The organism is Achromobacter sp. NCFB-sbj8-Ac1-l (genome assembly GCF_052695805.1).
The window spans coordinates 6195531-6216481 of record NZ_CP199812.1 but is presented as its reverse complement, the minus strand read 5'-3'; the positions used below and the strand labels follow the sequence as shown (position 1 = coordinate 6216481).

The 20951-nt window shown below is 66.9% G+C and carries 25 protein-coding genes; 18 read left to right on the top strand and 7 right to left on the bottom strand.

Going from position 1 to position 20951, the window contains the following annotated elements; all coding sequences use genetic code 11:
• Window positions 1-6 precede the first annotated feature (6 nt).
• The 10 genes from ACUDP5_RS28515 (at window position 7) to ACUDP5_RS28470 (ending at window position 8364) form a co-directional block, all read left to right on the top strand.
• Window positions 7-1137 (top strand): MlaE family ABC transporter permease, encoded by a 1131-nt coding sequence (locus ACUDP5_RS28515; RefSeq protein ID WP_445657827.1) that lies wholly within the window; start codon window positions 7-9, stop codon window positions 1135-1137.
• Window positions 1137-1976 carry an ABC transporter ATP-binding protein gene (locus ACUDP5_RS28510; protein WP_263913010.1) on the top strand — a complete coding sequence of 280 codons (840 nt, stop codon included), beginning with the start codon at window positions 1137-1139 and terminating at the stop codon, window positions 1974-1976. The genes ACUDP5_RS28515 and ACUDP5_RS28510 overlap by 1 nt, the downstream gene beginning before the upstream one ends.
• A complete protein-coding gene (locus ACUDP5_RS28505) occupies window positions 1963-2919 on the top strand; it encodes an MlaD family protein (RefSeq protein WP_263913009.1) in 957 nt (318 codons plus the stop codon). Before ACUDP5_RS28510 ends, ACUDP5_RS28505 begins: the two co-directional genes overlap by 14 nt.
• Window positions 2916-3515 (top strand): ABC-type transport auxiliary lipoprotein family protein, encoded by a 600-nt coding sequence (locus tag ACUDP5_RS28500; RefSeq protein ID WP_445657826.1) that lies wholly within the window; start codon window positions 2916-2918, stop codon window positions 3513-3515. The genes ACUDP5_RS28505 and ACUDP5_RS28500 overlap by 4 nt, the downstream gene beginning before the upstream one ends.
• Before the next feature lie 47 nt (window positions 3516-3562).
• Window positions 3563-4216, top strand: coding sequence for an alpha/beta hydrolase (locus ACUDP5_RS28495; RefSeq protein ID WP_445657825.1), 654 nt, complete (start codon window positions 3563-3565; stop codon window positions 4214-4216).
• Window positions 4217-4368: 152 nt separating this feature from the next.
• Window positions 4369-5631, top strand: a complete 1263-nt coding sequence (locus ACUDP5_RS28490; protein ID WP_263913006.1) for a D-alanyl-D-alanine carboxypeptidase — start codon at window positions 4369-4371, stop codon at window positions 5629-5631.
• A gap of 97 nt (window positions 5632-5728) precedes the next feature.
• Window positions 5729-6595, top strand: coding sequence for a D-amino acid aminotransferase (locus tag ACUDP5_RS28485; protein WP_263913005.1), 867 nt, complete (start codon window positions 5729-5731; stop codon window positions 6593-6595).
• A gap of 117 nt (window positions 6596-6712) precedes the next feature.
• Window positions 6713-6985 carry a YbeD family protein gene (locus tag ACUDP5_RS28480; RefSeq protein WP_199164744.1) on the top strand — a complete coding sequence of 91 codons (273 nt, stop codon included), beginning with the start codon at window positions 6713-6715 and terminating at the stop codon, window positions 6983-6985.
• Window positions 6986-7000: 15 nt separating this feature from the next.
• Complete coding sequence (lipB, locus tag ACUDP5_RS28475) at window positions 7001-7639, top strand: lipoyl(octanoyl) transferase LipB (RefSeq protein ID WP_445657824.1); 639 nt, start codon at window positions 7001-7003, stop codon at window positions 7637-7639.
• Window positions 7636-8364, top strand: a complete 729-nt coding sequence (locus ACUDP5_RS28470; RefSeq protein ID WP_445657823.1) for a tetratricopeptide repeat protein — start codon at window positions 7636-7638, stop codon at window positions 8362-8364. The genes lipB and ACUDP5_RS28470 overlap by 4 nt, the downstream gene beginning before the upstream one ends.
• A gap of 98 nt (window positions 8365-8462) precedes the next feature.
• Here ACUDP5_RS28470 and ACUDP5_RS28465 read toward each other — a convergent pair whose 3' ends face one another.
• Window positions 8463-9296 carry a substrate-binding domain-containing protein gene (locus ACUDP5_RS28465; protein WP_445657822.1) on the bottom strand — a complete coding sequence of 278 codons (834 nt, stop codon included), beginning with the start codon at window positions 9294-9296 and terminating at the stop codon, window positions 8463-8465.
• A 132-nt stretch (window positions 9297-9428) separates the two neighbouring features.
• On the opposite strand from ACUDP5_RS28465, the gene lipA reads away from it, so the two are divergent.
• On the top strand, window positions 9429-10436 hold the full coding sequence (lipA, locus tag ACUDP5_RS28460; RefSeq protein ID WP_445657821.1) for a lipoyl synthase: 1008 nt from the start codon (window positions 9429-9431) through the stop codon (window positions 10434-10436).
• Between the two features lie 52 nt (window positions 10437-10488).
• On the opposite strand, the gene ACUDP5_RS28455 is transcribed toward lipA, so the two are convergent.
• Entirely contained in the window at window positions 10489-11052 is a 564-nt protein-coding gene (locus ACUDP5_RS28455; protein WP_445657820.1) for a cob(I)yrinic acid a,c-diamide adenosyltransferase, read from the bottom strand.
• 143 nt (window positions 11053-11195) lie between these two features.
• On the opposite strand from ACUDP5_RS28455, the gene ACUDP5_RS28450 reads away from it, so the two are divergent.
• Window positions 11196-11501 (top strand): copper-binding protein, encoded by a 306-nt coding sequence (locus tag ACUDP5_RS28450; RefSeq protein ID WP_025136245.1) that lies wholly within the window; start codon window positions 11196-11198, stop codon window positions 11499-11501.
• 144 nt (window positions 11502-11645) lie between these two features.
• Here the strand turns inward: ACUDP5_RS28450 and hslU are convergent, their stop codons facing one another.
• The 5 genes from hslU to ACUDP5_RS28425 form a co-directional block, all read right to left on the bottom strand.
• Window positions 11646-12980: an ATP-dependent protease ATPase subunit HslU gene (gene hslU, locus ACUDP5_RS28445; protein ID WP_199164738.1), complete on the bottom strand. Its 1335-nt coding sequence runs from the start codon at window positions 12978-12980 to the stop codon at window positions 11646-11648.
• A gap of 77 nt (window positions 12981-13057) precedes the next feature.
• The gene (hslV, locus tag ACUDP5_RS28440; RefSeq protein WP_263912978.1) at window positions 13058-13597 is read right to left on the bottom strand and encodes an ATP-dependent protease subunit HslV; all 540 of its coding nucleotides are present in this window, start codon (window positions 13595-13597) and stop codon (window positions 13058-13060) included.
• Window positions 13598-13726: 129 nt separating this feature from the next.
• Window positions 13727-14191 carry an RNA polymerase-binding protein DksA gene (gene dksA, locus ACUDP5_RS28435; RefSeq protein ID WP_006216410.1) on the bottom strand — a complete coding sequence of 155 codons (465 nt, stop codon included), beginning with the start codon at window positions 14189-14191 and terminating at the stop codon, window positions 13727-13729.
• A 127-nt stretch (window positions 14192-14318) separates the two neighbouring features.
• Window positions 14319-15452: a CobW family GTP-binding protein gene (locus ACUDP5_RS28430; protein ID WP_445657819.1), complete on the bottom strand. Its 1134-nt coding sequence runs from the start codon at window positions 15450-15452 to the stop codon at window positions 14319-14321.
• A gap of 288 nt (window positions 15453-15740) precedes the next feature.
• Window positions 15741-16244, bottom strand: a complete 504-nt coding sequence (locus ACUDP5_RS28425; RefSeq protein WP_006224833.1) for a Fur family transcriptional regulator — start codon at window positions 16242-16244, stop codon at window positions 15741-15743.
• Window positions 16245-16395: 151 nt separating this feature from the next.
• Between ACUDP5_RS28425 and ACUDP5_RS28420 the strand changes: the two genes are divergently transcribed.
• Genes ACUDP5_RS28420 through ACUDP5_RS28395 form a run of 6 tightly spaced genes read left to right on the top strand, consistent with a single transcriptional unit; the run spans window position 16396 to window position 20941 of the window.
• On the top strand, window positions 16396-16566 hold the full coding sequence (locus ACUDP5_RS28420; protein WP_263912976.1) for a hypothetical protein: 171 nt from the start codon (window positions 16396-16398) through the stop codon (window positions 16564-16566).
• Complete coding sequence (locus tag ACUDP5_RS28415; protein WP_445657818.1) at window positions 16563-17285, top strand: metal ABC transporter ATP-binding protein; 723 nt, start codon at window positions 16563-16565, stop codon at window positions 17283-17285. The genes ACUDP5_RS28420 and ACUDP5_RS28415 overlap by 4 nt, the downstream gene beginning before the upstream one ends.
• Complete coding sequence (locus tag ACUDP5_RS28410) at window positions 17282-18148, top strand: metal ABC transporter permease (protein WP_263912974.1); 867 nt, start codon at window positions 17282-17284, stop codon at window positions 18146-18148. Before ACUDP5_RS28415 ends, ACUDP5_RS28410 begins: the two co-directional genes overlap by 4 nt.
• Window positions 18149-18168: 20 nt before the next feature.
• Window positions 18169-19152 carry a metal ABC transporter substrate-binding protein gene (locus tag ACUDP5_RS28405; protein ID WP_263912973.1) on the top strand — a complete coding sequence of 328 codons (984 nt, stop codon included), beginning with the start codon at window positions 18169-18171 and terminating at the stop codon, window positions 19150-19152.
• 50 nt (window positions 19153-19202) lie between these two features.
• The gene (locus ACUDP5_RS28400; RefSeq protein WP_263913083.1) at window positions 19203-19796 is read left to right on the top strand and encodes a DUF1007 family protein; all 594 of its coding nucleotides are present in this window, start codon (window positions 19203-19205) and stop codon (window positions 19794-19796) included.
• 50 nt (window positions 19797-19846) lie between these two features.
• On the top strand, window positions 19847-20941 hold the full coding sequence (locus ACUDP5_RS28395) for a nickel/cobalt transporter (RefSeq protein ID WP_445659223.1): 1095 nt from the start codon (window positions 19847-19849) through the stop codon (window positions 20939-20941).
• Window positions 20942-20951: the final 10 nt, after the last annotated feature.

Below are 20951 nucleotides of genomic sequence, written 5' to 3'. Positions count from 1 at the left end.
GTCTTCATGCCGCATTCTTCCCCGTCCGTGTCCGCCGCCGCGCCCTTCCGCCAGGAAGCGGGCGTGTGCCATGTGGGGGGCGACTGGAGCGTTCTGGCGCTGGCCGAGCCCGGCGAGGTCGAACGCCGCCGCGCCGCGATGGCCAAGGCCGCCAGCGAGGACGCGCGCTGGGACCTGCACGGCATCAGCCGGCTGGACACCATTGGCGCGCTGTTGATCTGGCAGGCCTGGGGCGAAAAACTGCCCGAACGGGTGCGCTGGTCGGCCGGTCAGCAGGACGTGTTCAATGCCCTGGCCCTGAACAAGGGCGAACAACAGGTACCGCCGCGCCCCGAGGCCTCGTGGGGCGGGGTGCGGGCCGTGGGCGACGCGGTGCTGCAGGCGGCCGAGAACGGCCGTGCCTTGTTGGTGATGCTGGGGCAATTGGTCCTGGATTTTGTCGGCATGCTGCGCCGCCCATCCCGCGGCCCGTGGCGCGAGATTTCGGCCCAGGTCTATCGCACGGGAGCGCAGGCGTTGGGCATCACCGCACTGGTGGGGTTCCTGATCGGCGTGGTGCTGTCGTACCTGTCGGCGCAGCAATTGCAGATGATCGGCGCGGACCGCTTCATCGTCAGGCTGCTGGGCGTGTCCATCGTGCGCGAGCTGGGGCCGGTGCTGGCTGCCATCCTGGTGGCGGGGCGGTCAGGGTCGGCCATTACCGCGCAGATTGGCGTCATGCGGGTCACGCAGGAACTGGACGCGATGCTCGTGATGGGCATTTCGCACGGGCAGCGGCTGATCCTGCCGCGGGTGGTGGCGCTGGCGGTCACCATGCCGCTGCTGGTGCTGTGGACCGACACCATGGCCATCCTGGGCGGCATGCTGGCCGCGCAGGTGCAGCTGGGCGTGTCGGCGCAGTGGTTCCTGCAATCCTTGCCCGACGCGATTTCCCTGACCAATTACTGGATCGGCATCCTGAAGGGCGTGACCTTCGGCATGCTGATCGCGCTGATCGCCTGCCATTTCGGCCTGCGCATCCAGCCCAACACGGAAAGCCTGGGGCGGGGCACGACGACGTCGGTCGTCACGTCGATCACCGGCGTGATCTTGCTGGACGCGTTGTACGCGGTCATTTTCAGTTCGGTGGGCATCTGATGGCCGGCGCCGAACAACATCGCCTGTTTACCGAAGATCATGTCACGGTCGCGCCGGTCATCACCGTGCGTGGCCTGCGTACGGCCTTCGGCGACCACGTCGTGCACGACAACCTGGACCTGACCGTATTTCCCGGCGAGATCCTGGTGTTGGTGGGCGGCTCGGGCACGGGCAAGACGGTGCTGCTGCGCCAGATCATCGGGCTGGACCAGCCCGCCGCGGGCACCATCCAGGTACTGGGTAACACGCTGTCCGAGCTGACGACCGCGGAGCGGCGGCGCCTGTCCTACCGCTGGGGCATGCTGTTCCAGGCTGGCGCGCTGTTCTCGGCGCTGTCGGTGTTCGATAACGTAGCGCTGCCGCTGCGCGAACTGCGTACGGTGCCCGAAGACCTGGTGCGCGACGTCGTGATGTGCCGGTTGGCGATGGTGGGCCTGACGGCGCAGGATGCCGACAAGCGGCCGTCGGACCTGTCCGGCGGGATGGTCAAGCGCGTGGCGTTGGCGCGGGCGTTGTCGCTGGATCCGGAACTGGTGTTCCTGGACGAGCCGACGGCGGGCCTGGACCCGCTGCGCTCGGACGAATTCGTGGACCTGGTGCGCAGCCTGCACCGGCAGTTGGGATTTACCGTTGTCATGGTGACGCACGATCTGGACACGCTGCTCGCGTTGGCCACCCGTGTCGCCGTGCTGGCGGACAAGCGGGTGATCGTATGCGACACGGTGCCGGAAGTACTGAAGGTCGATCACCCGTTCATTCACACATTCTTCCTGGGCGAACGCGGTCTGCGCGCGCTTGGGGACATGGCGCCGAAGGGAACGCATCATGGAAAACCGTAGTCACGCGCTCATGGCCGGCATCTTCACGCTGGTCCTCCTGGCCGCCGCTGCGCTGGTGGCCGTGTGGATCGGCCGTGACCGGACCAAACTGCAAACCTATGAAATCGTGTCGGCCACTGCCGTCAGCGGCCTGAACCCGCAATCGACCGTCCGTTACCAGGGCGTGCCGGTGGGCAAGGTGCAGTCGCTGGCGCTGAACCCCGACAAGCCTGGCCAGGTGCGCATCCGCATCGGCGTGGCGCCGAACACGCCCATCACCGAATCGACCTGGGCGGAGCTGGGCGTGCAGGGCGTGACCGGCATGGCCAATGTCGAGCTGCGCGATGACGGCAGTTCGCTCAAGCGGCTGGCGTCCAGCGATACCCATCCCGCCGCGATTCCGTTGCGCCCGGGTTTCCTGGACCGTATCGAGCAGCGCGGCGGTCGGCTGATTTCCAATGTGGAAGACGCGACCGAGCAATTGCGGCGGCTGCTGAGCCAGCAGAACGTGCAGGCGCTGACCGCCAGCTTGCAGAATGCCGCCGACATCACGCAGTCGCTCAAGGACGCCACGCGTGACCTGAGTCCGACCCTGGCCAAGCTGGGGCCGCTGATGGATTCGCTGGGCAGCACGTCGCGCCAGGCCGACCGCGCGGCGCGCGAGGTGGCCGACCTGGCCCAGCAGGCGCGGCAGTCGCTGGCGCGCCTGAACGCGCCCGACGGTCCGCTGGCCACGGCCACGCGCAGCCTGAACGACATCGCCTTCGCCGCGTCGCGCCTTGACGGCGAGACGCTGCCCGCCATCACCAGCATGGCCGCCAACGTCAGCGCGGCTGCGCGCGGCGCCACTTTTACCTTGCGGCGCGTCGATAACTCGCCGCAGTCGTTGTTGTTCGGGCCGGCGCCGGTCGCGCCCGGGCCCGGCGAGGCCGGGTTCGCCGGATTTGGGAGACAGCCGAAATGAAGATGCGTAGCGCGATTCTGATCCTGACTTTGGCGCTCGCCGGTTGCGGGGTAGGCCGCGTCGGCGCGCCGCCCGCCGTATTCGACCTGGGGCTGGATGCCCGCCCCGCGCCGCAGTTGCCGGTGCGCGAACCCATTGCCCTGGTGTTCTCGGCTGTGCCGGCGTTGTCCGACACGGGTATCGTCTGGCGCGTGGGCGACAGCGCTGCGCCCAAGTCCTACGCCACCTATCGATGGTCCTCGTCGCCGTCCGACCTGGTGCGCCAGCGCCTGATCGAACGCCTGTCGCGCCAGGGTCCGGTCCTGGCGGATCGGGCCAGCGGCCAGACGCCGCAGTTGCAGGTGTACCTGTCGCAGTTCGAACAGGTTTTCACGCCTGACGGTTCGGCCAGCGAGGGCCGTGTACTGCTGCAGGCGGTGCTGTTGAATGGCCGTGACGTGGCGGGCCAGGTGCGCATTGTGACCCAGGCCCCCGCGCCGACGCAGGACGCCGCCGGCGGCGTGGCCGCCTTGCGCCAGGCCACCGACGACGCCGCTGATCAGTTGGCGCAGTGGCTGGCCAGCAATCCGAAGGCTGCGGCGCGGCCCGCGCGCTGAAGCCTCGCCGGTTAACATTCTCTTTTTCACGCAGCACGAGTTCCCCTATGCCCGCAAGCACTGAAACCCACGCCTTCACCGGAGCCGCCGGCCGCATCGATTGCGCGGTGGATTGGCCTGACGGCACACCGCGGGGCTGGGCCCTGGTGCTGCATCCGCATCCGCTGCAAGGCGGCGCCCGCGAAAACAAGGTCGTGACCACACTGTCGCGCGCCTGCGTGCAGCATGGGTTGGTGGCGGTGCGCCCCAACTTCCGCGGGGTTGGCCTGTCGGAAGGCGTGTTCGACAAATCCGTGGGTGAAACCCAGGACATGCTGGCGGTGGTGGCACAGATGCGTGAACGCCATCCCGAACTGGCGGCGGCGCCCTGGGTGCTTGCCGGATTCTCCTTCGGCACCGCCGTGGCCGCGCAGACCTACGCTGCGCTGGCAGAGCAGGGCGACGCCGTGCTGCCCAGCGCGCTCATGCTGATGGGCCCTGCCGTGAACCGCTTCCAATCACATGAGGTGCAGGTTCCTGACGATACGCTGATGGTGCACGGCGAAGAAGACGAAGTCGTGCCCCTGTCCGAAGCCATGGACTGGGCTCGTCCGCGCTCGATTCCGGTGGTGGTGATTCCCGGCGCGTCGCACTTCTTCCACGGCAAGCTGCTCGTCTTGCGCCAACTGGTGCAGGCGCGCCTGAAGGTCGCGCTGGACTGATCCGCGCGCGGCGATGCGCGCGAGTTGCATCAGGTTGCATGTTTTAAATGACCAAGGAACCCATCCCGGGGCGGATGGGTCCTATCGACTGCCTATAATTGTCAGCCACTTGCCCCGCGCCAGCGGGCGTCTTTCCTGGACCCACGTTGCCGATGAAGAATTTGCCTTACTCCGCTCAATCCCCCGTTGTCTTTGCCCGTCGTGCGTTGGCCGGCGCGGTGTTGTCGGCGATGCTTGCGGCCTCGCTGCCGGCCTGGGCCCAGCAGGCGCCCGCCGCGGCACCTGCGGCCGCCGGCGCCACGGCGCCCGCGCCGACGGCCTCGGGGGTGGTGCCGGTGGGCGATGTGTCGGCGGTGCCGGCGCCCACCATCGCGGCCAAGGCCTGGATCGTGCTGGACGTGAACAGCGGCCAGACCCTGGCAGCCTCCAACCCGGACATGAAGGTCGAGCCCGCTTCGCTCACCAAGATCATGACGGCCTACGTGGTGTTCAACGCGCTGGAAGAAAAGCGCCTGACGCTTGAGCAGACCGTGCCTGTGTCCGAGCACGCCTGGCGCACTGGCGGTTCGCGCATGTTCATCGAGCCGCGCAAGCCGGTCACGGTCGACGAACTGAACCAGGGCATGATCGTGCAGTCGGGCAACGATGCGTCCGTCGCGCTGGCCGAAGCGGTCGGTGGCAGCGAATCCGCCTTTGCCTCGCTCATGAACCAGGAAGCCGAACGCCTGGGCATGCGCAACACCCACTTCATGAACGCCACGGGCCTGCCCGACCCGCAGCACATGACCTCTACGCGCGACTTGGCCACCTTGTCCGCGCACCTGATCACCGACCACCCTGAGTTCTTCCACTACTACAAGCAGAAGAGCTTCACGTACAACAAGATCACCCAACCCAACCGCAACCGCCTGCTGTGGGCCGATCCGTCGGTCGACGGCATGAAGACCGGCCACACCGATTCCGCTGGCTACTGCCTGGTGTCGACGGCGGTGCGCGGCGACCGTCGCATCCTGGTGGTGGTGGTGGGGACCGACAGCGAAGCCACTCGTGCCGAAGAAAGCCTGAAGCTCTTGAACTGGAGCTTCCAGAACTTCGACACCGTCAAGCTGTTCGACAAGAGCCAGCCCGGCATCGATGCGCGCGTCTGGGAAGGCACTGCTGAAAACGTCAAGCTCGGCCCGCCCAATCCGGTGTCGGTGGCCGTGCCGCGCGGCAAGGCCGGCGACCTGAAGCCGGTGGCGCAGCGCACGGACCCGCTGATCGCGCCGCTGGCCAAGGGCCAGCAGGTCGGCACCCTGCAGTTCACGCTGGATGGCAAGGTGCTGCGCACCGAACCGCTGGTGGTGCAGGACGCCGTGGAACGCGCGGGCTTCTTCGGTCGCATGGTCGACACCGTCAAGCGCTGGTTCCAGTAAGCGGACGCGCCACGGGCGCGGCCGCGGGTGTAAGCTTCTATCCCAAGGGGCGGGCCGGGTGGCCCGTCCCTATCCATTTGATTCTCAGGAGCGGCTCATGATTCCGGGCGTACCGGGCGAAAGCCAGGTGTTTCTCAATGGCGAGTTTCTGCGCGTGGACGAGGCCAAGGTCTCCGTGCTGGACCGCGGCTTCATATTCGGCGACGGCATTTACGAAGTCGTGCCGGTCTATCGCGGCAATGCCTTTCGCATGGCCGAGCACCTGGACCGCCTGGATCGCAGCCTGGCGGCCTTGCGCATCGCCCAGCCGTTCGACCGGGCCGGCTGGATCGACCTGATCGAGCAATTGCTGGCACGCTCCAATCTGGAAACCTGCATCGTCTACCTGCAGGTCACGCGCGGCGTCGCCAAGCGCGACCACCAGTTTCCCGCCCAGCCGGTCACCCCGACCGTCTTCGGCATGGTGTCGGCGTGGGCGCCGCCGTCGGCTGCGGCCCGCACGCAAGGCCTGTCCGCCATCAGCATCCCCGACGAGCGCTGGCTGCACTGCGAGATCAAGTCCGTGTCGCTGCTGGGCAATGTGCTGGCCAAGCAGCAGGCCGTGGATGCCCATGTCGACGAAGTCCTGCAGTTCCGCGATGGCTTCCTGACCGAAGGTTCGTCCACCAACATCTGGGTCGTGTCCGGTGGCAAGCTGCTGGCACCGCCCAAGAACAACCTCATCCTGGAAGGCATCCGCTACGGCCTCATGGGCGAGCTGGCGACCGAAGCCGGCATTGCCTTCGAAGCGCGCCGCATTACCCAGGACGAAGTCGCGCAGGCGGACGAATTGATGTTGTCCTCGGCCACCAAGGAAGTCCTGGCGATCGTCTCGCTGGACGGCCGGCCGGTGGGTTCGGGCAAGCCCGGCCCCGTTTTTGAGCAATTGCGCGCGGGTTATGATGCCCGCATCGCCGCGCTCTGAGCCGGCCCTGCGGGGGCGCCCTGAGCGGGTCCCCCGCGTCGCCCGCCCTGCCGGGCGGGCCTTGCCTGGGCGATGCCTGCCCCCATATAGATGAATTGACGCTCCAGGCCATCCATCATGCATATTCCGCCCGAAGAATCCCTCATCGAGTACCCCAGCGACTTTCCCATCAAGGTCATGGGCAAGCAGCACCCCGATTTCGCGCAGACGCTGACCGAGGTCGTGCTGCGCTTCGACCCGGGTTTTGACGCCGCCACGGTCGAAATGCGGCCCAGCAAGGGTGGCAACTACATGGGGCTGACCTTCACGGTGCGCGCCACCTCGCGCGAGCAGCTCGACGGCCTGTACCAGGCATTGCACGGCCACCCCATGGTGTCGATTGTCCTGTAAGGCAAGAAGATTGCCGTGATCAAGTGGCTCGCGCGGCCGGCGGACTACCTCTCCGTGTGGCGGGACATGCAGGCGTACACCGACCAGCGGTCGGCTGAGACGCCCGATGAAATCTGGCTGTGCGAGCATTCGCCCGTCTACACGCTGGGCCAGGCCGGCTTGCCCGAGCATGTCCTGAACCCCGGCGCCATCCCCATCGTCCACTGCGACCGCGGCGGGCAGGTCACCTATCATGGTCCCGGCCAGGTCATGGCCTATGCGCTGTTCGACCTGCGCCGCGTCGACATGTACGTGAAGGAATACGTCGCACTGCTGGAATCCGCGGTGATCGATACGCTGGACGACATGGGCGTGGCCGGCGCCTGCCGCAAGCCGGGGGCGCCGGGCGTCTACGTGCCCGCGCCGGGCGGCGGCGACCTGGCCAAGATCGCCGCGCTGGGCATCAAGATCCGCAATGGTCGCGCCTATCACGGGGTATCGCTCAATGTGGCGATGGACCTGGCGCCGTTCCTGGGCATCAATCCCTGTGGCTACGCCGGGCTGCGCACGGTCGACATGGCGGCCTGCGGCGTCCGGCAAGACCCTACCGACGTTGGCGATACGCTGGCGCGCAATCTGGCCCGTGCCTGGCGCCAGGCAAGGACTCCCGCATGACACTCAGCTTCAGCCCGGCCGATGTGGCCGCCACCTCGCCGGAACAACTGGCGCGGCTGCGCGAAGGCTCGGCCGAGCAGTACGCCGCCTGGATACGCACCGCGGCCGAGATGGGCCTGGTCGAAGCCCAGACCATCTACGGCCAGATGCTGCTGGACGGCGTCGGCGTGCCGCAAGACCAGGCCGAAGGGCTGGCCTGGTTCAAGCGCGCCGCCCACGCCGATCACCTGATGGCCATCAACATGGTCGGCCGCTGCTACGAGAACGGCTGGGGCGTGGCCCCGGACGATATCGTGGCGGCGTACTGGTTCCGGCTGGCCGCCGACCGCGGACTGGACTGGGGCATGTACAACTATGCCCATATGCTCAAGAGCGGCCGCGGCGGCGTGGTGCAGAACCGCGCCGCGGCGCTGGCCCTGTACCAGCAGGCCGCCCAGGGCGGCCACGTGAAGTCCATCGGCGTCGTGGGCCGCTTCTATGAAGCCGGCGATGTCGTACCCCAAGACCTGGAGCGTGCCTTCGATTGCTACCAGCGTTGCGCCGAAGGCGGCGACTTTCGCGGCATGTTCCACTTGGGCCGCATGCTGCTGCTACGCGGTCGCAAGGAAGAAGCCGTGCAATGGCTGGTGCGAGTGCCCGAAACCGCCACCCCGGCGTTTCTGCGTGAAGCCGATGCCATGCTGCGCGACAGCGGGTTTCCGGCCCTGTACGAAACCGGGGCTTGACCGGGCGGCGGTCGCCAAGGCCACGAGCGTGATCCTGGCTCGGCATGCCTGGCGTTTGCGTGGTCCTGAGGCTGGGCGCAGGGCCTTGACGACATCCCTCAAGTGCTCAGGCGCGGCTCGAACCGCACCTCCATCGTGATCTGGGTGCCGGGCGGCTGTTCGCCGTCCAGCCGATCCAGCAACAGCTGCGCCGCGCGCCGGCCCAGGTCGGCGGCATCCACGCCCAGCGTCGTCAGGCCCTGCACCCATTGCGGCGCGCTGCCATCGTCGGTGAAGCCCAGCACCGCCAGGTCCTGCGGTACGTGCAGGTCCCGGTTGTGAGCCTCCGAAACCGCCGCGGCGGCCAGCAGGTCCGACGTGCAGAACACCGCATCGAAAATCGTGTTGGTGGCCAGCAGCCGCAGGAAGGCCATGCGGCCATCGTTCATCTGCTGGGCCTCGGGCTGCACGATGTCGGCCACCTGGGTCAGCCCCAGCGCGGCCGCCGCGCTGATGAAGCCCTCGCGGCGGGCCCGCTCCCAGGGGGTGTCTGCACTGATGCACGCCACCTGGGCAAACTTCTTTTCGGCGAAATGGCGGGCCGCCTGGCGGCCGGCTTCGGCGTTGTTGATCGTGACGACGCTGTCTAGCGGGGTTTCCGGCAGGCCCCAGGTTTCCACCACCGGAACGTCCAGCGCCGCGACGGTGGCACGCAGTTGCGGATCGTCCAGCGGCCCCAGGACCAGGACGGCGGCGGGCTGCAACACAGCCAAGCCCGGCAGCAGGCCGGGCTCGCGCCAGGAGCCCGTGGCCAGGTAGTAGCCGGCCACTGCCAGCCGGTCGGCAATGGCTTGGATCGCGCGCGGCGCGGGCGGCGAGTCCAGGCGAGGGGCGACCAGGACGATGGGACGGGGGACGGATGGGGAGGGCATGGCGGGCGGGGTGGAATTCATCAGGCGTGACGATAACCCAGCCTGGGGAGCCGCCCGGCCAAAGGCCGTTCAGGGCGGAAGCCCCCAGGGAGGGTAAAATGCGTTTTTTGTCTCAGACCACGGCGCGATCCGCGCCGGTCGTGAAGGTGTCTCATGTCTACGCTTGCCGAGTCGTCTGTTCCCTCGAACGAACCCGCCGCTACGCCTGCCGAAGCGGTCTACGATCCGACGCAGAAACAGAAATCCCAGGCCAAGACGGCGCGCATTCCTATCAAGATCATTCCCGCCGAACGCCTGAAGAAGCCGGAATGGATCCGCGTCAAGGCTGCCCAGCCCGGTTCCCGCTTCTACGACATCAAGCGCATCCTGCGCGAGCACAACCTGCACACCGTCTGCGAAGAAGCCTCTTGCCCGAATATCGGCGAGTGCTTCGGCAAGGGCACGGCCACGTTCATGATCATGGGCGACAAGTGCACCCGCCGCTGCCCGTTCTGTGACGTGGGCCATGGCCGCCCCGACCCGCTGGATACCAAAGAACCTGAGAACCTCGCACGCACCATCGCCGCGTTGAAGCTCTCGTACGTGGTGATCACGTCCGTCGACCGCGACGACCTGCGCGATGGCGGCGCCGGCCATTTCGTCGATTGCATCACCCATATTCGCGAACTGTCGCCGTCCACCCGCATCGAGGTGCTGGTGCCCGACTTCCGCGGCCGCCTGGACCGTGCGCTGACCATCCTGAACGCCGGCCCCCCGGACGTGATGAACCACAACCTGGAAACGGTGCCGCGCCTGTACAAGCAGGCTCGCCCGGGGTCCGACTACATGCACTCGCTCAAGCTGCTGGCCGAGTTCAAGAAGCTTCATCCGAACGTGCCCACGAAGTCGGGGCTGATGCTGGGCCTGGGCGAGACCGACGAGGAAATCCTGCAGGTCATGCGCGACATGCGCGAGCACAACGTCGACATGCTCACCATCGGCCAGTACCTGCAACCGTCCGAACACCACCTGCCGGTGCTGCGCTACGTGCACCCGGACACGTTCGCGATGTTCGAGCGGGAGGCTTACGCGATGGGCTTCTCGCACGCGGCCGTGGGTGCGATGGTGCGTTCTTCGTACCACGCAGATGAACAGGCGCATGCGGCGGGTGTGCCCAACTGAGCGGTACGTCTGGTGATCGCCTGGATGAAAAATGCCCCGCAAGGGGCATTTTTCATTGGTCGGCCGGGCGCGATACGCGACTGGTCCAGAATACGTCCGGGAGGCCGGCATCGTGGTTCAGGTAGCGTGCCAGCACGAACATCAGATCGGACAGCCGGTTGAGGTATTGCCGCACCGGCGCGTTCACCGTGTCGGCATGCGCCAGGGCCACGATCGCGCGCTCGGCACGGCGGCAGACGGTACGCGCCAGATGTGCGTACGCGGCGGCCCGGCAGCCCCCAGGCAGAATGAATTCGCGCAAGGGGGCCAGCGCGCCGTTGTAATGCACCAGCCGTGCGTCCAGCTGCGCCACCTGAGCATCGGCCAGGGCAACGTGGCCAGGGATGCACAATTCGGCACCCATATCGAACAAATCGTGTTGGATGGTCAGCAGATCCTGGGCCACATCGGCGGGAACCGACTCGGTCAGCAGCAGGCCGATGACGCTGTTGAGCTCATCCACGTCGCCCAGGGCGGCAATGCGGGCCGCGTCCTTAGGGACGCGTGACCCGTCCCCCAGGCCGGTGGTGCCGTCGTCTCCGGTGCGGGTGGCAATGACGGAAAGGCGGTTGGCCATGAATTGTCCTTTGCAATCAACCGTCAAGATTGTTGCGTAATTGCGGGTGAACTATTGCACAAGGACGGTATCCTAGCACTGTGGAAATCGCAGAACCGCCGTAAGGTCCGGGCTGCGCTTGCAAGGCAATCGGAGGATAACGCATGGCTTTCAACCGCAAATACGCAATGCCCATGGCCGTCGCCACCGCGATGGCCGTCGTGTCGCTGGCGACGCCGCTGGCGTTCGCCCAGCAGGCCGACGCCAGTGGCGAGGTGCGGCGCGTGGACCCGGCTGCGGGCAAGGTCACCATCAAGCACGATGCCATCAAGGCGCTGGACCTGCCGGCGATGACGCTGGTGTACGACGCCGATCCCGCGCTGCTGGCCAAGATCAAGGCCGGTGACAAGGTCCGATTCACGGCCGAACGCAAGGATGGCAAGTACGTGGTGACCGCAATCACCAACTAAGTCTTGCCAGGCTGTCCGCCGTTGTGGCCCATGAGCCACCGCCGCGCGTGGCGCTTCAGGAATGCAGAAAGGCCCGCCGCAATGGATTGCGGCGGGCCTTTCTGCGTGCGGCGGACAGCCTTGGGCCGCGCCTACAGCACGTAGCTACAGCACGTAGCGGGCCAGGTCCTGGCTGCTGGCGGCTTCGGCCAGTTGCGCATTGACGTAGGCGGCGTCGATCTTGACGGTCTTGTCGCTGCTGGAGGTGGCGTCGAACGACAGTTCGTCGAGCAGCTTTTCCATCACCGTGTACAGGCGACGGGCGCCGATGTTCTCGGTGGTTTCATTGACGTCGTAGGCCAGTTCGGCCAGGCGGCGCACGCCTTCGTCGGTGAATTCCAGCTGCACGTCTTCGGTGGCCATCAGCGCCGTGTACTGCTTGGTCAACGAGGCATCGGTGTCGGACAGGATGCGGACGAAGTCTTCGGCGGTCAGGGATTCGAGCTCGACGCGGATCGGGAAGCGGCCCTGCAGTTCAGGGATCAGATCCGACGGGCGGGCCAGGTGGAAGGCGCCCGACGCGATGAACAGGATGTGGTCGGTGCGGACCATGCCGTAGCGCGTGTTGACGGTGGTGCCTTCGACCAGCGGCAGCAGGTCGCGCTGCACGCCCTGGCGCGAGACGTCGGCGCCGCCGCTTTCCTGGCGGGCTGCGATCTTGTCGATTTCGTCCAGGAAGACGATGCCGTTCTGTTCGACGTTATTGATGGCGGCGGTGCGCAGGTCTTCTTCGTTGACGCGCTTGGCGGCCTCTTCGTCGACGATGAGCTTGAAGGCTTCGCGCACCTTCATTTTCTTGGACTTCTTCTTGTCGCGGGCCAGGCCGGCAAACATGCCGCGCAGTTGCTCGGCCATTTCTTCCATGCCGGGGGGCGTCATGACGTCCATCTGCGGCGCAGCCTGGGCGACTTCGATCTCGATTTCGAGGTCGTCGATCTTGCCTTCGCGCAAGCGCTTGCGGAAGGTCTGTCGGGCGCTGTTGTCTTCGCCGCGTTCGGGTTCGCCGGAGGCACCGCGCGGGGGCGGCACCAGGGCGTCGAGGATGCGGTCTTCGGCGGCGTCTTCGGCCTGGGTGCGCACGCGGCGCATTTCCAGTTCGCGAGTCTGCTTGATCGAGTATTCGGTCAGGTCGCGGATGATGGTGTCGACGTCGCGGCCCACGTAGCCCACTTCGGTGAACTTGGTGGCTTCGATCTTGATGAACGGCGCGTTGGCCAGCTTGGCCAGGCGGCGGGCGATTTCAGTCTTGCCCACGCCGGTGGGGCCGATCATGAGGATGTTCTTGGGGTGGATTTCGTGGCGCAGGGGTTCTGCGACCTGCTGGCGGCGCCAGCGGTTGCGCAGGGCGACCGCCACGGCGCGCTTGGCGCGGTTCTGGCCGACGATGTATTTGTCGAGTTCGGAGACGATCTCTCCGGGCGTCATGTTGGATGCGGACATGAGGGCGAATCCTTGGAAAGCTAGGGCTGGCTGGGGGACGCGCGCCGCGGCGCAGGAAGCTGCGCCGCGCGGCGGCGTCAGTCGCCCAGCGTTTCGATGACGTGGTTCTGGTTGGTGTAGATGCAGAGGTCGCCAGCGATCTCGAGAGATTGTTTGACGATGGTCTCGGGCGGCAGTTCCGTGTTGCGCAGCAGGGCCAGGGCGGCCGACTGGGCATAGGCGCCGCCGGAGCCGATGGCGGCCAGGCCGTGTTCGGGTTCGAGGACGTCGCCGTTGCCGGTGAGCACCAGCGTGTGCTCGGCGTCGGCCACGATCAGCATGGCTTCGAGCCGGCGCAGGACGCGGTCGGTGCGCCAGTCGCGCGTGAGTTCGACCGCGGCGCGCATCAGGTTGCCCTGGTGTTTGTCGAGCTTGGCCTCGAAGCGTTCCTGCAGCGTGAACGCATCGGCGGTGGCGCCGGCGAAACCGGCCAGGATCTTGTCGTGGTAGAGGCGGCGGATCTTGCGCGCCGTGCCTTTGATGACGATGTTGCCCAGGGTGACCTGGCCATCGCCGCCCAGTGCGACGCGGTTACCGCGACGCACGCACACGATGGTGGTGGCGTGAAATTGTTCCATGCGTTCCTTCCTTTGAAAGGACTAGCTGGGGGCGATCCAGGGGAAATCAAGACTCAGCGCGACGCCAATAAAAAAGGCCATGCTGGGGCCAGCATAGCCTTTCAGGGTGACGCCGGAAAACGGGACGGATCAGTCGCCGTACAGCTTCTGGCGCATTTCGCGGCGCTCTTGGGCTTCGAGCGACAGCGTGGCGGTGGGGCGGGCCAACAGGCGCGGAACGCCGATGGGTTCGCCCGTTTCTTCACACCAGCCGTATTCACCGCTGTCGATGCGGGCGATGGACTGTTGCACCTTTTTCAGCAGCTTGCGTTCGCGGTCGCGGGTACGCAGCTCAAGGGCGTGTTCTTCCTCGATGGTGGCGCGGTCGGCGGGATCGGGCACGAACTGCGTTTCGCGCAGGTGCTCGGTGGTTTCGCCGGCGTTGGCCAGGATGTCCTGTTCGAGTTGTTTGAGCCGTTCCTTGAAGAAAGCCAGCTGGCGTTCGTTCATGTAGTCGGACTCGGGCATGGCCAGCAATTCCTTCTCGCTGGGCAGATCAATCGCCGTATCGCTCGTCGACTTGCTTGATTTTTTGGTTGCTGCCTTGGTAGCCATGAAAACACTCCACTATGAATCGATCCTGGCGCGGGCGGTTCTTCCCGGTCCGTGTGCTTGCTGCCTACGCTATCCGTACCTCACAGTACTGCCTTCGTCGCATCGAGTCACGTATCCAAAAAGGGGATTACCCCGCCAGGCACTGCTCCAAGCCCCGGGTGAAAATTTCCTGGGGCAGCTTGCGTCCGATGAAGACCATCTTGGTGGACGGTTTTTCGGCCGCGGTCCACGGTTTGCCGGGTTCGGCGCCCATCATCATGTGCACACCCTGGAACAACATGCGGCGGTTGATGCCCTTCATGTACAGGATGCCCTTGTAGCGCAGCAGGTCGGGACCATAGACCTGCACCACGCCACCCAGGAATTCCTCAAGGCGAGCGGGATCGAACGGCTTGTTGGAACGGAACACGAACGCGCCGATTTCATCGTCGTGTTTGTGGTGGTGATGATGTGCGTGATTGCAATGCGCCCCGCAGTCGCCGTCGTGGTCGTGACCGTGGTCATGATCATGGCCGTGATCGTGCCCATGGTCGTGCCCATGGTCGTGCCCGTGGGCATGGCTGTGGGCGGCGTCGGGGTGCTCATCGGCCAGGAATTCCGGGTCGATGTCGAGAATGGAATTCAGGTTGAAGCCGCTGATGTCGATGATGGACTTCAGGTCGGCGTCGCCGAAGTTGACCGCGGTGATGGGCGCGCGCGGGTTCATGTGCACCAGGCGGTTGCGCAGCGCTTCGTAGTCGACTTCGTTGACCAGGTCTTTCTTGGAAATCAGGATGCGGTCCGCGAACCCGACCTGCTTCTGGGCTTCGGGCTGCTCGTCCAGCGTGGCCATGCCGTGCTTGGCGTCGACCACCGTGACCACCGCGTCCAGGCGGTAGTACTCGGCGATGTCGTCGTCCATGAAGAACGTCTGGCACACCGGGCCGGGGTTGGCCATGCCGGTGGTTTCCAGGATGACGCGTTCGAAATTCAGGGTGCCGGCTTCACGCTTGGCGCGCAGCTCGGACAGGGTGCGCATCAGGTCGCCCCGCACCGTGCAGCAGACGCAGCCGTTGGACAGTTCGATGATTTCTTCATCGCTGTCCTGGACCAGCAGGTCGTTGTCGATGCTTTCCGGCCCGAACTCGTTTTCGATGACCGCGACACGGCGGCCGTGGAATTCGGTCAGGATACGTTTGAGCAGGGTGGTCTTGCCCGCACCGAGAAAGCCGGTGAGGATGGTGACGGGAACCATTTTGTCCAAACTGCGCGGGGTGTTCATGGCGAAGCTGCTTGCGTGAAGTAAGGCGGCGAAGAGTCGCTGCCACAGGCTGCGAGGGCCGCCTATAGCGGCCGGACGCAGGATTACAGCACAGTCGGGGGCAGGGGGCAAACCCCGGGCCAACCCGGGGGCCAGAGCCGCCCAGATCGCGGCTGTACGCCGTCAAGTATCGGGCGATATCACTATTTTGGGGCAATTTTCCGGATTTCAAGGTCCGGATCAGGCGGGGGCCAGGATTGCCGGCCAGGGCCCTTGCGCCTGCCCTGCGACAGGCGCGTATCGGGCGCCTCAGTGGTGATGGTGGTGGTGGCCGGCGTCGGCGGGCTGCTTCTGCTGGCACTGCGGGCACAGGGCCCGGATCTCGGTTTCGTGGGTGGCCAGGGCGTAGCCCGTCTGGGCGACGCGTTCGGCCAACTGGCGGCTCATGGCGGGGTCGGAGACTTCGGCCACCGCGCCGCAGCCGGTACAGACCACCAGCAGGTCATGCGGTGCGCCGCCGGCATCATGGCAGGCGCTCCAGGCGTTGACCGCGTCCAGGCGGTGGATCAGGCCTTCATCCATCAGGAAGTCCAGGGCGCGGTACACCGTGGGAGGCGCGGCGCCGGGGTGGACTTCGCGCATGGCGTCCAGCAGTTCGTAGGCCTTCAGGCTGCGGCCGTGGCGCAGCAGCAGTTCCAGCACCTTGCGGCGGATGGGGGTGAGGCGGCGGCCGCGTTGTTCGCACAACGTCTCGGCGACGCTGAGCTGGGCGCCTACGGTGTCGCTGCGGGGGGAACGGGGCGGAGCGGGCATGGCGGGCTTCATCTGAATTAGGGACGCGCGCGACGCGCGCGAGATGCCAGGAAGGTAGCAGAAAACACCCTGATGCGGGCGAAAGGCGCCCTTTCAAGCCTTGTTAGTTATGATATAACATAATAAATCTGTTTCGCAGCCTGCCGGTTTCATGTCTCACTTCACGCTTTTGCCCCCGCGGCCCGGCGCCGCGCCGGGGGCGGGCACGCTTTCCCGCTCCAGCTTCCTGGCCTCTGCCTGGCGCCGCATGGCCTATGCGCTGGCCGCGGCCGCGGCGCTGTGGGCCCTGACCGGCTGGGCGATGGACTGGTGGCCCCGATGAGCGCCGTGCCGGTCGCCATCGAACTGCAGGACGCGTCCTTCGGCTGGCATGGGCACGCGGCCCTGCGCGGCGTGTCGGGTCGTTTCGAGCCGGGTGCGATGACCGCCGTGGTCGGGCCGAACGGGGCCGGCAAGTCGACGCTGATCAAGGGCATCATGGGGGTGCTGCGGCCGTTGTCAGGCAGCGTCACCGTCGGTGGGGCCGGCCGTTCGGAACTGGCCTGGCTGCCCCAGGCGGCCGAACTGGACCGATCGTTTCCCGTGTCGGTGCTGGACCTGGTGGCAATGGGCGCGTGGCGCCGGGTCGGCGCCTGGCGGCGCTACGGGGCCGAGGAAATCGACCGCTGCCTGCATGCGCTGGATACGGTGGGCCTGGCAGGCATGGCCGGACGCGCGGTGGACACGCTGTCTGGCGGGCAGATGCAGCGCACGCTGTTCGCACGGATGCTGGTGCAGGATGCGCCGGTGCTGCTGCTGGACGAGCCCTTCGCCGCGGTGGACAGCCACACCGCCGATGACCTGATGGCGTTGCTCTGCGGCCTGCATGGCCAGGGTCGTACCGTGATCACCGTGCTGCATGACCTGGACATGGTGCGCGGTCATTTTCCGCAGTGCCTGCTGCTGTCCGGCTCGGTGGTGGCCTGGGGCGATACCGAGGCTGCGCTGTGCGACAAGAACCTGAAGACGGCACGCCAATGGCACGTGGGGGCGTTCGCATGAGCGCGCTGCAATGGGTCGTGTCGCCTTTTCTTGATTACGGTTTCATGCGCCGCGCGCTGGCCGGGGCCTGCGCCTTGTCGCTGGGGGCCGCGCCGCTGGGGGTGTTCCTGGTCTTGCGCCGCATGAGCCTGATGGGCGACGCAATGTCGCACGCCATCCTGCCGGGCGTGGCGGCGGGTTTCCTGCTGTCCGGGCTGTCGCTGGGCGCGATGATGCTGGGCGGCATCGCCACCGGCCTGGCCGTGGCGTTGCTGGCGGGCCTGGTGGCGCGGCTGACGCCGCTGCGCGAAGACGCCAGTTTCGCCGCCTTCTATTTGATCTCGCTGGGCCTGGGGGTGCTGCTGGTGTCGCTGCGTGGCTCCAACATGGATCTGCTGCATGTGCTGTTCGGCACCGTGCTGGGGCTGGATGACGCCGCGCTGCTGCTGGTGACGGCGACGGCCAGCGTCACGCTGGTGGTCCTGGCGGCGCTGTACCGGATGCTGGTGGCGGAATGCCTGGACCCGGGCTTTCTGCGGGCCAGCGGCGGGCGCGGCGGTTGGGTGCACATGGGCTTCCTGGTGCTGGTGGTGGTGAATCTGGTGGCGGGTTTCCAGGTGCTGGGCACCTTGATGGTGGTCGGCATCATGATGCTGCCGGCCGCCGCGGCGCGCTTCTGGCTGCGTTCGGCAGCAGGGCAGATCCCGTTGGCGGCAGGGGTTGGCGTGGCCGCATCGGTCGCCGGCCTGCTGGTTTCGTATCACTTCAATGTGCCGGCCTCGCCCGCGATCATCCTGGCCGCCGGCGTCTGTTACCTGTTTTCCATCGTTTGCGGCCCGCAAGGCGGGTTGCTGCGGGCGCCGCGCAGATCGCGCCGGGCCTGATCCCCTCAAGGAGATTTGCTATGACTTCCCTATCGCTGGCGCTGTCGCGCCGCCGCGCCTTGCTGGCCGCTGCCGGCCTGTGGCTGTCCGCGGCCTTCGGCCTGGCGCATGCCGCCCAGCCGTTGCAGGCCGTTGCCAGCTTTTCCATCCTGGGCGACATCGTGCGCGAAGTGGGCGGCGAAGACGTGCAGTTGACGACGTTGGTCGGACCGGACGGCGATGCCCATGAATACGAGCCTACGCCTGCGGATGCCAAGAAACTGGCGGCCGCGAAAGTGCTGTTCGTGAACGGGCTGGATTTCGAGGCCTGGCTGCCCAGGCTGGTCAAGGCGTCCGGCTTTTCGGGCCAGACCGTGGTGGCGTCCAAAGGGGTCGCGGCGCGCAAGTTCGCCGGGCACGGCCACGATCACGGCGGCAAGGACCACGATCATGACCACGCCGCCCACGCCCATGGCGACGCGGGCCACAGCCACGGCGACGCCGATCCGCACGCCTGGCAGAACCTGGCCAACGGCGTGATCTACGCGCGCAACGTGGCAGACGGCCTGGCCGCCGCGGACCCGGTCCATGCCGACGCCTATCGCAAGCGCGCCGATGCCTACATCGCTCGCATCCAGGCCGCCGACGCGTCGGTGCGCAAGACCTTTGCGGCGATTCCCGCGGAACGCCGCAAGGTCGTGACGTCGCATGATGCGTTCGGCTATTTCGGTGACGCCTATGGGGTGGAATTCATTTCTGCGGTGGGCATGTCGACCGCGGCCGAACCTGCGGCCGGTGACGTGGCGCGCATCATTGAACAGGTCAAGCGCGAGAAGGTGCCGGCGGTGTTTGTCGAGAACATCACCAGCCCGCGCCTGGTGCAGCAGATCGCGCGCGAAACGGGCGCCAAGGTGGGTGGTACGCTTTATTCCGATGCGCTGTCCAAGCCCGGACAACCCGGCGCCACCTACCTGGAAATGTTTGAATGGAACGTACGTCAGCTCGCCGCGGCCTTGCAGCCCTGATTGCCGTGACGGGCGCGTTGGCGGCCAGCGCCGCCAACGCCCACCCGCACATGTGGATCGACGCCCGCGCGGTGGTCGACCTGGACGAGCAGCACCGGATCACCGCGGTGCGGCAGGTCTGGCTGTTCGACGAGATGTTTGGCGCCTATGCCACGCAAGGCCTGAAGAAGGGCAAGGGCGGCACGCTCGCCGACGACACCTTGAAAGGCATGGCAGAAGACTGGATGAAGGCGCTGGGCGAGCCGGTGTCGCACTATTTCACGCGGGTCACGGTGGCGGGCAAGACCGCGGCGTTCGCCGCGCCGCGTGATGCGCGCGTGACCTGGAACCCCAAGACGGGCCGTCTGGCCCTGGCATTCACCTTGCCGCTGGCCGAGCCCGCGGCGCTGGACGCCGCAGGCGCCCAGGTGGACATCTACGACCCGACCTATTTCGTGGCCTACGCCTTTGACGAAAAGGGCGCTGTCACGCTGGGTGGCCCCGGCGCGGCGGCCTGCAAGCCGGCTTACCGCAAGCCGAAGGAACTGGATTGGAACACCATGCAGCAGCTGGCCGCGATCCCGGCCGATCCGGACGCACTGCCGGAAGAGCTTTTCGCCATCACCAAGGGGCTGACGCACCGCATCGAGGTGCAATGCGCCTGACGGCGGGCGGTGCGGCCGCCGCCTGCGCGTGGCTGTTGGCGTTGGCCGTCATGGCCTGGACCGGGACGGCCAACGCGCAGGGTGCGCATCCGTTTGGCGTGCCGGAAAGCGGTGCGGGCATGAGCGGGCCAAGCTGGCTGGCGAGCTTTTTCGGCCAGGTGTCGGTGTGGCAAAGCCATTTCTACCGTCAGCTGACGGGCGCGGTACGAGCCTGGCAGGCGGACGGCGGCGCGGCCTGGATGCTGATCGGCCTGTCGTTCGCGTACGGCGTGTTCCACGCGCTGGGGCCGGGGCACGGCAAGGCGGTGATTTCCTCATATGTCGTGGCCAACCGGCAGACCGCGCGCAATGGCGCCCTGCTGGCCCTGGTGTCGTCGCTGGTGCAGGCGCTGGTGGCGATCGCGATGGTGGCTGTGCTGGCGCTTGTCTTCAACGCGACGGCAGCGACCATGAACCAGGCGACGCGCTGGTTGGAGCTGGCCTCGTATGCGTTGGTGACGTTGTTGGGCGCGAGGCTGGTGTGGGTCAAGGCGCTGCGGCCGTTGCGGCGGCGGCGCGCCTTAGCGGTGCCGCCCGCCGAGCTTGGCATTCATGGGCCAGGGCCGTCCGCGGCCGCCACGCCCCGCCCGGCCTTGAAGGGGGCTGCGGCGTTGCGGGCCATTTCGGTGCAGGCGGCGCCTGTGCGGCAGGGCTCTGCCGCAGTTGCGTTGCCGAGCGCACTGCACGGCGCTGCGCACGATCATGCGCATCATCATCTCGACGACTGCGGTTGCGGCCATGCCCATGTGCCGCCGCCGGAGCAGGTGGCCGGGCCCTTGAATTGGCGACGTGCCGGGTCGGCGATCCTGGCCGTGGGGTTGCGACCGTGCAGCGGCGCGTTGATCGTGCTGGTGTTCGCGTTGTCGCAGGGATTCTTTCTGGCGGGCGTGGCGTCGGCATTGGCGATGGGCCTGGGCACGGGGTTGACGGTCGCCGCGCTGGCTTGCCTGGCGGTGGCCGCGGGTGGGGCGGCAACGGCCCTGGGCGGCCGACTGTCCAGCGTGGGCGCGGCGCGGCTGCGCTATGGCGTGGAAGCCCTGGCTGCCCTGGCCGTATTGGCGTTGGGTGTGCTGCTCTTGGGCGGAATGCTGGCGGGCGGCGGCTGAGCGGCCAGCG

Bases quoted from the DNA above. Each gene is read 5' to 3' on its own strand.
- ACUDP5_RS28515 (WP_445657827.1), top strand. From the start codon at position 7: ATGCCGCATTCTTCCCCGTCCGTGTCCGCCGCCGCGCCCTTCCGCCAG.
- ACUDP5_RS28510 (WP_263913010.1), top strand. From the start codon at position 1,137: ATGGCCGGCGCCGAACAACATCGCCTGTTTACCGAAGATCATGTCACG.
- ACUDP5_RS28505 (WP_263913009.1), top strand. From the start codon at position 1,963: ATGGAAAACCGTAGTCACGCGCTCATGGCCGGCATCTTCACGCTGGTC.
- ACUDP5_RS28500 (WP_445657826.1), top strand. From the start codon at position 2,916: ATGAAGATGCGTAGCGCGATTCTGATCCTGACTTTGGCGCTCGCCGGT.
- ACUDP5_RS28495 (WP_445657825.1), top strand. From the start codon at position 3,563: ATGCCCGCAAGCACTGAAACCCACGCCTTCACCGGAGCCGCCGGCCGC.
- ACUDP5_RS28490 (WP_263913006.1), top strand. From the start codon at position 4,369: ATGAAGAATTTGCCTTACTCCGCTCAATCCCCCGTTGTCTTTGCCCGT.
- ACUDP5_RS28485 (WP_263913005.1), top strand. From the start codon at position 5,729: ATGATTCCGGGCGTACCGGGCGAAAGCCAGGTGTTTCTCAATGGCGAG.
- ACUDP5_RS28480 (WP_199164744.1), top strand. From the start codon at position 6,713: ATGCATATTCCGCCCGAAGAATCCCTCATCGAGTACCCCAGCGACTTT.
- ACUDP5_RS28470 (WP_445657823.1), top strand. From the start codon at position 7,636: ATGACACTCAGCTTCAGCCCGGCCGATGTGGCCGCCACCTCGCCGGAA.
- ACUDP5_RS28465 (WP_445657822.1), bottom strand. From the start codon at position 9,296: ATGAATTCCACCCCGCCCGCCATGCCCTCCCCATCCGTCCCCCGTCCC.
- lipA (WP_445657821.1), top strand. From the start codon at position 9,429: ATGTCTACGCTTGCCGAGTCGTCTGTTCCCTCGAACGAACCCGCCGCT.
- ACUDP5_RS28455 (WP_445657820.1), bottom strand. From the start codon at position 11,052: ATGGCCAACCGCCTTTCCGTCATTGCCACCCGCACCGGAGACGACGGC.
- ACUDP5_RS28450 (WP_025136245.1), top strand. From the start codon at position 11,196: ATGGCTTTCAACCGCAAATACGCAATGCCCATGGCCGTCGCCACCGCG.
- hslU (WP_199164738.1), bottom strand. From the start codon at position 12,980: ATGTCCGCATCCAACATGACGCCCGGAGAGATCGTCTCCGAACTCGAC.
- hslV (WP_263912978.1), bottom strand. From the start codon at position 13,597: ATGGAACAATTTCACGCCACCACCATCGTGTGCGTGCGTCGCGGTAAC.
- dksA (WP_006216410.1), bottom strand. From the start codon at position 14,191: ATGGCTACCAAGGCAGCAACCAAAAAATCAAGCAAGTCGACGAGCGAT.
- ACUDP5_RS28430 (WP_445657819.1), bottom strand. From the start codon at position 15,452: ATGAACACCCCGCGCAGTTTGGACAAAATGGTTCCCGTCACCATCCTC.
- ACUDP5_RS28425 (WP_006224833.1), bottom strand. From the start codon at position 16,244: ATGCCCGCTCCGCCCCGTTCCCCCCGCAGCGACACCGTAGGCGCCCAG.
- ACUDP5_RS28420 (WP_263912976.1), top strand. From the start codon at position 16,396: ATGTCTCACTTCACGCTTTTGCCCCCGCGGCCCGGCGCCGCGCCGGGG.
- ACUDP5_RS28415 (WP_445657818.1), top strand. From the start codon at position 16,563: ATGAGCGCCGTGCCGGTCGCCATCGAACTGCAGGACGCGTCCTTCGGC.
- ACUDP5_RS28410 (WP_263912974.1), top strand. From the start codon at position 17,282: ATGAGCGCGCTGCAATGGGTCGTGTCGCCTTTTCTTGATTACGGTTTC.
- ACUDP5_RS28405 (WP_263912973.1), top strand. From the start codon at position 18,169: ATGACTTCCCTATCGCTGGCGCTGTCGCGCCGCCGCGCCTTGCTGGCC.
- ACUDP5_RS28400 (WP_263913083.1), top strand. From the start codon at position 19,203: ATGTGGATCGACGCCCGCGCGGTGGTCGACCTGGACGAGCAGCACCGG.
- ACUDP5_RS28395 (WP_445659223.1), top strand. From the start codon at position 19,847: ATGGCCTGGACCGGGACGGCCAACGCGCAGGGTGCGCATCCGTTTGGC.